8 protein-coding genes, 1 tRNA gene and 1 pseudogene are annotated in these 12043 nt (G+C 68.7%); 8 read left to right on the forward strand and 2 right to left on the reverse strand.

Annotated elements, in window-relative coordinates:
* Positions 1–75 precede the first annotated feature (75 nt).
* The 5 genes from BJY14_RS38960 (at position 76) to csx19 (ending at position 8869) form a co-directional block, all read left to right on the forward strand.
* On the forward strand, positions 76–2256 hold the full coding sequence (locus BJY14_RS38960; RefSeq protein WP_179848172.1) for a TIGR03986 family type III CRISPR-associated RAMP protein: 2181 nt from the start codon (positions 76–78) through the stop codon (positions 2254–2256).
* Between the two features lie 460 nt (positions 2257–2716).
* Positions 2717–4417, forward strand: coding sequence for a Cas10/Cmr2 second palm domain-containing protein (locus BJY14_RS38965; RefSeq protein WP_179848173.1), 1701 nt, complete (start codon positions 2717–2719; stop codon positions 4415–4417).
* Positions 4414–6741 carry an RAMP superfamily CRISPR-associated protein gene (locus tag BJY14_RS38970; protein ID WP_179848174.1) on the forward strand — a complete coding sequence of 776 codons (2328 nt, stop codon included), beginning with the start codon at positions 4414–4416 and terminating at the stop codon, positions 6739–6741. The genes BJY14_RS38965 and BJY14_RS38970 overlap by 4 nt, the downstream gene beginning before the upstream one ends.
* A gap of 20 nt (positions 6742–6761) precedes the next feature.
* Complete coding sequence (locus tag BJY14_RS38975) at positions 6762–8339, forward strand: RAMP superfamily CRISPR-associated protein (protein WP_281382173.1); 1578 nt, start codon at positions 6762–6764, stop codon at positions 8337–8339.
* A complete protein-coding gene (gene csx19 / locus BJY14_RS38980) occupies positions 8336–8869 on the forward strand; it encodes a type III-D CRISPR-associated protein Csx19 (RefSeq protein ID WP_179848176.1) in 534 nt (177 codons plus the stop codon). The genes BJY14_RS38975 and csx19 overlap by 4 nt, the downstream gene beginning before the upstream one ends.
* A gap of 42 nt (positions 8870–8911) precedes the next feature.
* Here the strand turns inward: csx19 and cas6 are convergent, their stop codons facing one another.
* Positions 8912–9811: a CRISPR system precrRNA processing endoribonuclease RAMP protein Cas6 gene (gene cas6, locus BJY14_RS38985; RefSeq protein ID WP_179848177.1), complete on the reverse strand. Its 900-nt coding sequence runs from the start codon at positions 9809–9811 to the stop codon at positions 8912–8914.
* A 440-nt stretch (positions 9812–10251) separates the two neighbouring features.
* Between cas6 and BJY14_RS44680 the strand changes: the two genes are divergently transcribed.
* From BJY14_RS44680 to BJY14_RS38995, 3 genes and pseudogenes are all read left to right on the forward strand, one after another.
* Complete coding sequence (locus BJY14_RS44680) at positions 10252–10368, forward strand: SMP-30/gluconolactonase/LRE family protein (RefSeq protein ID WP_218905783.1); 117 nt, start codon at positions 10252–10254, stop codon at positions 10366–10368.
* Positions 10369–10392: 24 nt separating this feature from the next.
* Positions 10393–10575, forward strand: a pseudogene (locus BJY14_RS47895) (SMP-30/gluconolactonase/LRE family protein); the annotation flags it as partial.
* Between the two features lie 3 nt (positions 10576–10578).
* Positions 10579–10688, forward strand: a tRNA-Ser gene (locus tag BJY14_RS38995).
* 90 nt (positions 10689–10778) lie between these two features.
* Here the strand turns inward: BJY14_RS38995 and BJY14_RS39000 are convergent.
* The gene (locus BJY14_RS39000; protein WP_179848179.1) at positions 10779–12017 is read right to left on the reverse strand and encodes a tyrosine-type recombinase/integrase; all 1239 of its coding nucleotides are present in this window, start codon (positions 12015–12017) and stop codon (positions 10779–10781) included.
* Between the last annotated feature and the right edge of the window lie 26 nt (positions 12018–12043).

Consider the following 12043-nt stretch of genomic DNA (forward strand, 5'->3'; position numbering starts at 1 on the left):
ACCGTGCGAGGGCGCGTGCTGGGTCTGGTTGGCTCGGAGCGTCCGTCGAGCCGACCCGAGCGCCGAGGAGAACGCATGGCACAGCAGAGTGGCCGAGCACCCGACTTCCGGGGAGAGCCCTTTCTGAACCCCTACACGTTCGTGCCGGCCTTCCCGCGGGACGGTTTTCCTGAATCGGTGGACGATGGCGAGCCGTACGGCAACGACCGGCTACGTCCCAGTCTCTGGACCGGGACGATCGGGGTCCGGCTCACCGTGCGGACTCCGCTGCTGCTTCTGGACGCGGCGCGGGCCTTCGAGGCGGAGAGCGGCAGCGAGGGGCACTTGGCGTATCCTCTGCTGGCCAGAAACGGTCTGCCACATCTGCCCGCCACCTCCGTTAAGGGCATGCTCCGCTCCGCCTACGAGGCGATCACCGGGTCGAGGTTCGGGGTATTCACGGGGCATAACGTACCGCCCGGCTGGCGGCGTCCTGCCGAGGACGGGGCGCGGATGAAACCGGTCCGGGTGCTGTCGGTGAGCGAGAAACCCGACCGCGTGCGGATCGAGTACTGCGAGCAGGCACGGCTGCCGGCCTACGAACTGCCCGAGAAGCGGGTCAAGCCCCTTCCCTATCAAGGGACGACCAGACTGCCGAGGCATGGTGAGGCCGTCACCGTACGGATCGGCCGTAAGAGCGGCCGCCGCGGCGGCAGGTCGTTCTTCAAGCCGTGGACGGTCCGAAGCATCGTTCCGCGCGGCGAAGGCGAGCCAGCACGAGGCGACTGGGGCGACGATGAGGAGAAAGTGGTCAACGGCTACGTCTGGGCGACGCTGCAGAACACCGTGGGAAAGGTCTACGAACGCGTCTTCTTCCAGCCCGATCACCCCAGAACCGTGGTCCTGGACGGCCAGTACGCGCGATGGAACGCTCTGATGGCAGACTACGCGGCCGCGCACACCCATGAGGACCTGCGTGCCCGCGGAGAAGGCGACGGACTGACCTGGAGTCCGCACCTGCGCGACCCTGCGCGGGCGCGGCTGGAGCCCGGCGCTCTCTGCTGGGCCTATCAGCGGTCCGGCGGCGCCGACCTCTATCCGGTGATGATCCCGCGCGCTCTCGCCGCCCTGGCCCCGAAAGACATGCTGCCCGACGACCTGCGCCCTGCCCGCGCCTACGAGAAGTTGTCACCCGCCGACCGGCTGTTCGGTTGGGTGGCGGCGGACGACGCGAACACGTTTCCCGCCGCGTATCGCGGCCAAGTGAGGATCAAGGGCGTCAGGTGCGAGGAGGAGACTGCGTCGGTGACCCGCTTCGTCGGCGACGGGCTCCCGCTGGCGATTCTCGGCGGCCCAAAGCCAGCGCAGGGACGCTTCTATAGGGCCAAGAGCCCTACCCGGCCTGATGAGCCACTCGACGATGGCGTTCCCAGGGGGAACGTGCACCTCGACGAGGGGCAAGGGTTGCGCGGCCGCAAGGTCTACTGGCACCACGCCCGCGTGGCGGGCGACCGGGAGTACTGGCGCGAGCCCGCCGATGGCCGGGACCCCACTCAGGACCCGCTGAACGGCCGGGATCACCGGGAGTTCCGGCGCCCCTGGGGACCGGTCGACGGTCCCGGCGGCGAAACCCAGCCCCGCCCGGACGGCAGAGCGCATGCCACCAGGCGGAACGCAGAGCAGCGCGACAATCAGAACAGATCGATTTGCGGGTGGATCGACGGCGGCAGCGGCTTCTCGTTCAGCATCGATGTCCGCGACCTGGACGGCGCCGAACTCGGCGCCCTGCTGTGGCTGCTGGAGTTGCCTGACGGATGCTTCCACCGGCTCGGCTTCGGCAAGCCGCTCGGCTTCGGCAGTGTCCGGTTGACGCTCGATAACGCCCGCACCACCCTGCACAAGGGCGAGCGGTGGCAGGCGTACTACCGCGACCTCGGTGGCGAACTGCCACCTTCGACCGCGCCGCAGGAGGCCCGCGCCGAATACTCCGACCTCAGGACGGAGGTGCCGGCCATCGGAAAGGCGGCCGAGGCGTTCCTCATCGCGGCGAGGGGATTCGATCTGCCGGTGCGATACCCGCGAGCCCGCGATCCCCGGATGCGCCGGGCCCCCACGACCCCGCCGGACCCATCCGGGCAGAACTACAGCTGGTTTACCATCAACGAGAAGATCTCCAAAGGAGGTGGAGGGCAGCGGGGCCGCTCCCTGCCCTCCACCGTGGACGCTAAGCGAAAGGCTCTGCGCACCCATATGGGTGAACGTCGGCAGCAGGGATAGGAAGCCGCCAGCATGACGATGGGGGAAGGTGCCCGCCCGGGCACCTTCCCCCATCGTTGATGCGCGTTCCGCTATGCGGAATCGTCTACCCGCCGCCACAAACGTCAATCTAAAAGCGATCTCATCGAATTAATTCGATGATTAACGAAAAACCTTACCCGTTGCAATCCGATACGGATCATCGAGCCCTGGGGGCTATTTAGTTACCCCGGGAATAACATGCTTCTAGCGGTTTCAATCCGATGCGGTGCAGTGGCGGCACCGTCGAGTATGCCCGCCGTTTCGCTCGCACGCAAGGCACCCGCCCCTACTCGCTCGAGTTGTGACCGGACTCGGTCAAGTGCATTAAGTGATCACTTCGTGGCGTCCGGTTCCCCTAATGTACCGCTCGCGTGGAGCTGCGAGGGGCATACGGATTTGTCCACCTTTACTTGTAGGCCGCCGCTGGGAGGTAAGTGGCATGAAGGCGCACGCGGTCGTGTTCGGCAGCACGGGCAACCAGGACTACATCTTTGGCTCGAACAAGAGGCGCGAGAACGTCGGAGCGTCCTACCTGATCACGTGCGTCGAGGACGTCTGGCTGCGCCGCGCCCTGAAGCACCATCCCGACGACATGCGCACGCTGCGCTTGGACGAGCACGGTATGCAGGTCGTGACAGCCAGCGCGGGCGGCGCGGTCCTGCTGGTCAGGGAGGCGGCTGAGGGCAGGCGCATCGTGGGCGCTGTGACCGGGTCGGCCCTGCGGGAGGCACCTGGTCTGGACGTTTGCGGCGCCGTCGGTGAGGAGTTCGAATTCGGCGCAGCCGAGACGTTGGCACGGGCCGTTGAGGCCGCCCGCGACAGCCTTCGAACGGCGCGCCTGGCCCGGCGCAGCCCGCGGCTGCGCTTCCCCGGCCTGCCGATCGCTGACCGGTGCCGATCCAGCGGCCTGCCGGCGCATCGCGTGGTGAAGTTCGGCGGGAAACGACCCCCCGAACCGCGATCAGCGGAGAGCCTGGCGAAGCTGGACGCCTTCGACGCCGCGCTGCTGCGGCTCGCAGGCGAGATGGGGATGCGCGACGACCTGGACGAGAAAGCGGTCCGCGGCAGACTCGCCGACATCGTCGACTACCTAGGCGACCAGGCGGACTGGATCGCGGTCGTCCACGCCGACGGCAACGGCATGGGGAAGATATTCCAAGAGTTCGCGGACATCGCCACTTCGCGCGGGCAAGGGAGCGCCGCGGCCTACATTGAAGGGTTCCGCGCTCTGTCCGACGGCATGGACGACTGCGCGCGCCGGGCGTTTCGCGAGGTGGTGAACGGGCTGCGGAGCCTCGACATTGACCGCCCAGAGGGCAAACAGTGGCCGGCCGGTGAGCCGCCCATCCTGCCCCTCGTCCTCGGTGGCGACGATCTCACTGTCGTCTGCGACGGAGAACTGGCCTTGCCGTTTGCCCGTCAATACCTGGAGAAGTTCACCGAGTTCGCCGACCGCGAAGCAAGCGTCGGAGGAGTGCTCAGAGCGGCGGGAAGGCGAGGAATTGGCGCCTGTGCGGGCGTCGCGATAGTTAAGCGCAACCACCCGTTCCACAGTGCCGTCCGCCTAGCCGATGATCTGACCAAGGAGGCCAAGGCGGTCAAACGGCAACTGGGACCGGACCGGAGCGCGCTGTCCTTCCACGTCCTGTACGAGACCGCGCATGCCGAACTCGGCCGCCTGCGCGCCCGGCAGACCCCGACCGGTCAGGTACCGCGCGAAACCAGCCTGACGGCGCAGCCGTATCTCATAGGCGCCGGCGACGCCCGCCCCTGGGCCCGCCACCGCCATTGGTCCGACCTGCTCCGGCGGGCCGCTGCTCTGGGCCGTGTCGGCATCGATCCGTACCGTGACGACGCAGGACCGGATGGGGACGCCGTGGGCAGCGCCGTGGTCTCGAACACGCAGGCACACGAACTGCGCGCCGGCTTGTTCCGCGGCCGGGAAGTCGCCGACGCCCGGTTTCGGTCCCTTACCGCCTGGCCCGGAGAGGGCGCCGTCCGCGACCTCGCCGCCGACGACGGCTCGTTGTTCTGGGAAGACGGCGATGTCCTGCGCACCGGGCTGCTCGACGCCATGGACGCCGCGCCCTTCCTCAGAACCACGGACCTGCCCTCTCAGGCAACGGAGGGGTCCGGGTGAGCCACCGCATCGAATTCGCCCTGCATATGCTGAGCGACTGGCGCGTCGGCGACGGCACGGGACGGCACGGCCTGCACGGCAGCAGCGTGCTGCGCGACGGCGACGGACTGCCGTTCATCCCGGCCAAGACCCTGAACGGTGTGCTGCGCGACGCGTGCGAGATCGTCGCGCGCGCTCTCGACTCCGGGCAGCAAGGCGTCTGGAGCACGTGGGTGGACTACGTGTTCGGCCACCAGAGCGCCCTCCCACTCGCAGAGGCAGCCAGGTCCTCCGCCGCCCCCACCGCGTATCCGCGCCCGGCCGCGCTCACCTACCGCTCCCCGCTCCGCTTTCCCGGCAGACTTCGACAGGTTCTCGCCGGAGCCGATCCGCGGTGCCGTGAGGCCTTGACGTTCAGCAAGCCCGGAGTAGCCCTCGATCCGAGGACCGGAGCTGCTCGGGAGGACGCACTCCGCTTCGACGAGATGGCGCGTGGCGGTGTCACCCTCAATACCGTGGCGGAGCTGCCCGACGCTCTGGACGGCGACCAGCTCGCCTGCGCCGGCATTCTGTTGTGGGCGGGCTCCCGGCTGCTGGAGGGAATCGGCGGCAAACGGCGCCGGGGCTCGGGTCGCTGCCGACTCGAACTCAGCGCCGCCGGAATGCCGCCATCCGAGGAGAGTCTGAGGCATTGGGCCGGCGCTCCGGCCCCGCCGCCTGCACCGCCCGCACCGACGGCACCGCCGGGCCTCGGAGCGTCGGCGCCGGAGCCCGGCGCCGGTTGGGAACGTGCCCTACTGCGAATCCGGCTCGACATGCCGGTGCTCGTGCACGACCGAACGACCGGGAACCTCGTGCAGGGGCGCGATCATGTCCCCGGCTGGGCGCTGCTGCCGGAAGTACTGAAGCGGCTGGGCTCCGCGGCGGCGCACGCCGCCGCCCGCACCGGCGACCTGATCGTGACGCCGGCCACACCGCTGATCGGCGGTCTGCCGGGGTGCCGCGTACCGCGGGTCGTGGAGCGGAGCAAGGACAACCCGGGCGCCTATCTCAACCGAATGACGAGGCAGCGGCCCCCAGATGAGGCGTACGAGCGGATCAATACCGGCTACGTCGCCGCGGCGGGCGGGGGAGGGATCGAGACGGCCGCGTTCACCCTGCGCTCGCATAACTCGATCGACGACGAGGCACAGAGGCCCACCGAAGACCTCGGGGGCGTGTACAGCTACCAGGCGCTCGCGGCGGGAACCGTGCTGGGCGCCGAGGTCAGGGTCCGTGTCGGCGTCCTGCCCGCGGGCTGGCATACCCGTCTGGACGGCGAGGAATGGCGGATCGGCCGATCCCGTAAGGACGACTACGGCCTGATATCGGTGGACGCCGGCCTCCTGGACGAGGCTCTGCCCGACGGCGCGCCAGGGGCCGAGCCCATCGAGGCGGGTGGCAAGCTCCGCGTCTGGCTGCTGTCTGATGTCCTTATCCGAGATGAACGCCTCAATCCCAGCGACGCACCGGACGATTTCGCGCGCGTGCTCCAAGAGGCGCTGGCGGTTGCTGGCGCCGACGGGGTCCGCCTGACGCCCACCGTTCCCGAGCCTGGCTCCATCGAAGCCAGTTACGAGATGGCCCGCACCGATTCGTGGCACTCCGGATGGCGCCTACCGCGGCCCGTCTTGATCGGCTTCGCCGCGGGAGGCTGCCTGAGCTTCGACGTCGAGGCGGGCCGCATCGGCGTGGACGCCGTGGCCGCCGTCGAAACGTCCGGCATCGGTGAACGCCGCGGCGAAGGCTTCGGGCAGATCCGGCTGAACGATCGGCTCCTGTGGGAACCCTCCCCTGTCTTCGCCGCGCGACCCATCCCGCGGCCCCCGGCTCCCGTTGGCGACAAGCTCCCGCCATCGGCTCCCGGGTACGCCGCGGCGCGGATCGTCGAACGCGAGGCGTGGCGCGCGGAGATCCGGCGTTGCGCCGAAGCGTATGCGGCAGATCCGGGCAACGCTGTGCTGGCACCGCTGCTGGGCCTGACGTTCACTCGCCTAAACACGCTGCGCCGCCTGTTTGATCACCTGGATGAGCCTCCCGAGCGACTCGATCGCCGGATCGAGTCGCTGACCCGCCGATGGAAGGAGCCGAAAGCGGTCGAAGGGCTCCGCGGCCTGCTCACTGAGCCGGGGAGTCCCTGGAATCTGGACGGTTTCATCGGCGGCACCGAGAACCTGTGTCTGACCATCGACGGTCACCCGGATCTTCGCGAGGAACTGCGTGGCGAGGCGCTGCGAGCCCTTCTGTCCGCCTGCCTGTCCGCGCGCACGCGCAGCGAGATCTATGGTGCGGAGGCCAGCCGATGACCGCTAGGCGAGGGCGGCCGATGGACCGTCGGCTCCGCGTCCGCGGTTGGCTGCGCACGGAGACGCCCTTGCACGTGGGCGGTGCCGCGCTCAACCCGGCCGAGGCGCTCCCCGTCGCGGTCGACGGCCAGGACCGTATCTACGTTCCGGGCAGCAGCCTTGCGGGGGCCCTGCGCAACTGGATGCGCGGCGCCGACCCCAATACCGAGCATCTCGATTCCCTGTGGGGTTACGCCGAGGACGGGGTCCCGGACTCGGGACATGCGAGCCGTGTGGTCGTCCATGACGCGTTCATCACCACCACCACCGCGGTCGGCGTGGGCGGAGCTCCCGCCGACCCCTTGCCCTCTGGCGGCCTCCCCGTCCGCTTCGGCGTCGGCATCGACCGTGTCACCGGCGCCGCCGCCCCGGCTTTCCTGTACGCACGCACGGTCGTGCCGCCCGGCCACTACCTGTCGCTCGAACTCGATGTCGAGACGGCAGAGACCGGGTTCGACCGCGAACGGGACCGCCTCGGCGTGCTGCTGGAGGCCCTGCGCTCGCATCGGATCGCGCTGGGCGCGGCTACCAGCACCGGCCTCGGCAGGGTGTCGCTGCTGCCGTCCCCGTTCGCCATCTACGAGCACGACTTCACCTCCCCGGACGGTCTAATGTCGTTCCTGCTCGGCGAACAGACGCAGTTCGACGAATCCCGGATGAGACCGGACGAGGCCGTCCTTCCGGATCGGCGCGAGTTGCTCACCGTGACGCTGCGCTGGAGGCCAGCGGCCCCGGTGATGGTCCAGGCCGCCGGGGAGGGCGCGGCCATCAAGGCCCTGCCCCTGACCACGGCCGTCACAGGCGAAGATGTCGCGCTCGTGCTGAGCGGAAGCTCCATCAAGGGCGTGCTGCGCGGCCACGCCGAATTTGTCGAACGTACCGCTCGCGGCGTGGACGCCCCGATCCCTCCGCTGGGCGAAGCCGACCGGACCACCATCGCGGCGTCGACCCGGACATTCCTCGCGCAGCTCAACGAGCTACCCGCCGTTCGCGCCCTATTCGGCGCAGCCCGCATCGACCACGACTACGAGCAGCGCCATCCTTGGGGGAACGGAGCGCTGACGGCGCACGAGTGCGTGAGCCTGACCCCAGTTCCCGGCAACATCTGGAAAGTGCTGGCCGACGGCATGTCAGACCGCGACACCGGCGGCCAGACCGTACTGCCCGCGCATATGCGCGCGGTGCTCGCCGAACTAGGGATCGAACAAGCCGATCACGTCGCCATCGACCGGTGGACGGGCAGCGCCGCCGACAGCCTGCTGTTCAGCGTTCTGGAGCCCCATGGTGTCCAGTGGGAGCCGATCCGCCTCACAGTCGACCTCACTCGCCTTGGCCGGTATCGCAGGCCGGCGCTGGCACTGCTGCTGCTCATCCTGCGCGACCTCGACCAGGGGCGTATCCCGCTCGGCGGCATGGTCAACCGCGGTTTCGGCGACGTCTCCATCGAGAAGATCGAATTCGCCGGCAACGGCTGGGACGGCGGCACGTCACTGGCCGCAGCCCTCGCCACCCCGGCCCTGGCCGAGGCATGGTCCGCCTACCTGGAGGAACCTCCGTGACCATTCTGCACGTGGCCGAGTTGGCTGGTGCGACGTTCGCCCAGGCGCTGGACGCGGCCCCCAGGGCCTTCGCCCTGCTGATCACACCTTCGCGATTCGAGGTGACCACCGTCTCGGCCGTGCACCCGTCCGAGACCGAAGATGTCTACGAAGCACGGCTGTTCGGCGAGCGCGCCGAGTTGCGCTGGCTCGCCACGAGCGGGGGGCACGCCGTCTTCCTTACTGAGGATCGGGACGAACTGCCTTCGTTCTTCACCCCGCTCGCCCCGGTTGTCGCGACGGGCGTATGCGATGGTCAGTACCTTTTGTGGGGGAGAGGTGCCGGCGAAGCGAGAGAAGGCTGGACGACCCTCGCAACCGAGCGTATCGGCAGCATCCGCGTGCCGGCTGAGGTCGAGCAGGGCGGGTACGCGGCCGTGAAGACGCGCGAGTACATCGTGCAGGACCCCGAGCACGGAAACTCTTACATCGCCGAAGAGCGCCTGCTGGCTTTCGCGCGCTCCGCCGTCCTGAAGCTGGAGAGGCCGTGATCGAGGGAAGTATGCCGCGAGGGCGCGACCGGTCGACGAGTCTCACGAGCCCCGTTCCCAGATGCCTGGGGCGCTGAGTCCCTCCCGGGAGCTCACCCTCGGGTTGGCGGGGACAGGGTGGACGTTGCCCATGCCGATGGTGGTACGATCACCGATCCCGGCGTACCGGCTGAACCGGACCAGCGCGTCCAGCGCAATCTTCGCCGACGAGGGCACCCGCCGGGCTTCGGCCAACCTGTAGACGACCTCGCCCACGCTGCCGCGTCCCGGCGGAGCGCCCGGCTTCAACAGATGCTCCGCCATGGTGAGCCGGTGGTCGGCCACCTCAAGATTCGAGGTGATCGCCGCGGCTGCGGACGGCGGCAGCGCGATCTCGGGCGCGAAGAACTCCCAACGGCGGTGCAGGCCCGAGAACACCCACTCGGCCTCGGGAAACGGGCGGCAGCGCCGTGCTCCCTCCTCCCGCGCTGTCAAGAACGCCATCGGTGTCCGGATGCGCAGCCGCCACCCATCGGTGGGCCGTGCGCGCGCCACCAGCGTCGCGTACTGCTCGGTCGCAGCGACCTCCACGCTCGCAACCTCGTAGAAGCAATTGGCCACGCGAAGAGTCCGAGTCTTGGCCAGCGCTTGGAGCACGGGGGCGACGAGGGCATCCGCGAGAAGCGCAACCTCGAACCGCGCGTTTCCGCTCGATCCGTCCGCCCCCGGGCCGAGCAGGGGAGTCAGCGTGTAGGGCTTGGGAGGCCGCGTCTCGTGAAGCGCCGAGGTGAGTCCAGCCTCACCGGCCTCCCGAAGCTGTGCCAGGAACGCCGCGTTGATGGCGGGCCCGGTGTGGCGAGGCACCGGAGCCCGTCCATTCCTATGGACGAGGTGGACGACGATGCGGGTAGGCATTTCCGGCCCTTGTTCAAAATGTTCGAAGGAAGAGCAGACCGACGCCATGCTCCGGGTCGTGTCGGCCTGAGGCAATGTTCTCACCGAAGCGCATGCTCGTACTTGCTTCTGACGCGGACGGCGGGCTGAGACCGTTCCCGTTCGACGTTACATCACCGGAGGTTCATTCGCATGGGACGGAGACTTCTCCTCGTCTCCATTTGGTGGGACTGATCCTGGGAGTTTGCCATGCGAACTCCGCCGAGCGGGCGTGATAACGATCATGTCCCAGCAACAAGGCACCGTGGTAAGCGGTGTCAGCTTAAATGACCACGCTACGTAACCACCAAACAACATGTTCTCTCCTTGTTCGCTAGGCGGTCCTGGTACAGGACCTTCGTCCGGGATGGACATAGCCGTGGACCTGGAAACGCACGCAGGAGCGGTCGTCCCGGCGTACGGCGGCGACCTGGTCTTGACCGTGCGCGACGGCCTCGCCAGGCTGACCGGTGACGGCCGCGTCGTCATGGAGGCTGGTCGAGGCCGACAATCCCGGCAACCGGATGAACGACGCCAAGTGCGACCCCTCCGGTCGCCTGCGGGCGAGCACGATGGCCTACGACTAATCACCGGGAGCCGCCGCGCTCTACCGCTACGAGGGGCGGCGGGTCAGCACGATGCTTACCGGCCTGACCCTCGCCAACGGCACGGGCTGGAGCCCGGACGGGGCCGCCATGTACCACTTCGATAGCCGGACCGAGCGGATCAGGCACTGCGGGAGCCAGTTTCGGGAGCCACCGCAAGCAGGTTCCGATCGACTCAACGCGACGTAGTCAGGGCGTTTGTGCAGGTGGGAGGCTCCCCGTTCGACTCGGATCGACCTAGATCGACTCTCCTGCTTTGCTTCACACCGAAGAGGCCACTGGTTCGAACCCAGTATCGCCCACCCCCACATACGGCAAGGTCAGAGGCCACTTCCAGCATCTGGAAGCGGCCTCTTCGTCGTCCTGGAGCCCTCCGAAGCGCCCGAGCCTGACTAACTGCCTGACGGCGGCTCGATGATCAGCTCGGGGAAGATACGATCCATGGCGGTCGCCCGCTCGTCCATCACGGGCCTGATCTGCTGCCGATAGACCTTCTCGGTGACGGTCGTGCTCTTGTGCCCGACCAGCCGGGAGATGTGCTCGATCGGCACACCGCGGTCCGACAGCACCGACACGAAGCTGTGCCGCATCTCCCGCGGCGTCCACTGCTCGGCCTCGAGGCCGGCCCGGGCGATGACGCGCCGGAACTCACGCCGGACGTTGCCGGCGCCGAGCTGCGCGCCGGCCCGCGTGGCGAACACCAGGCCGTCGGTCCGCCCGTTCCGGTCCTCCCACAGCGCGACAAGGGGCGGGACGCAGCGCTGGGGGAGCTTGAGCGTCCGGCGGGACTTGGGCGTCTTGGTGTCGCCGGACGCGCGAACCGAGCGCCAGACGTAGACGGCGAACTCCTCGTGATCCCAGCCGGCCGCGCCCACCGGCCGCCACGCCTGACGCTCTCGGTCGTAGGCGACGACGTGGGACCATTCGAGCCCGCGCAGTTCCTCCGTACGGGCGCCGGTCAGCAGCGAGAGCACCACATAGGCGCGCAGCCATGGGCGTGCGCTTTCGGCGGCGGTGAGAACGGCCTCGGCTTGTTCCAGTGTCAGCGACTTGGACGGCCGGCCGGGGCGGCCCTTGGGCAGCTCGCACAGCAGCACGACGTTCCGCTTCACCTTGTCGCGCGCCTGGGCCCGGGCGACGGAGCGTTTGAGGATCGACCGCAGCTCCTGGAGCGTCCGGGTGCTGACCTGCTTCGCCTTTCGGCTCAGCCAGGTGTCGACGTCGTCGGCCGACAACTCCCGGAGCTTGCGGGCCCCCAGCTCCGGGATGATGTGCTTCGCGGCCAGGAACCGCTTGGTCTGGACGGTGCTGGGGTCGCGGCCGTTGAGGCCGTGCTCAAGCCAGTTCTCCACGGCCTGGGCGACGGTGTATCTGGTGTCCTCGCTCGGCAGTCCGTCTTCGCGGTCGCGGAGCTTCTGGTGAAGCTTCTTGAGGGCCTTGCTCTTGCTCCGGTCGCTGGCGGAGCGGACGATCCGCTTGCCTTCCGGGGTGTATCCTATGGTGATCTCGGCGATCCAGCGCTGCCGGCTCTCGCTCCAGCGCAGGCCGCCGTCCCCCTGCGGGCGGCGCTGGCGGGCGGCTTTGCTCCCTTCGTCCGGTTCTTCGGGGGTCGGGGCGGTGGTTCTGGGCATTGTGATCTCCTCTGGGTGTCGTCACG

The sequence above is a fragment of the Actinomadura luteofluorescens genome (assembly GCF_013409365.1).
GTDB classification, from domain to species: domain Bacteria; phylum Actinomycetota; class Actinomycetes; order Streptosporangiales; family Streptosporangiaceae; genus Spirillospora; species Spirillospora luteofluorescens.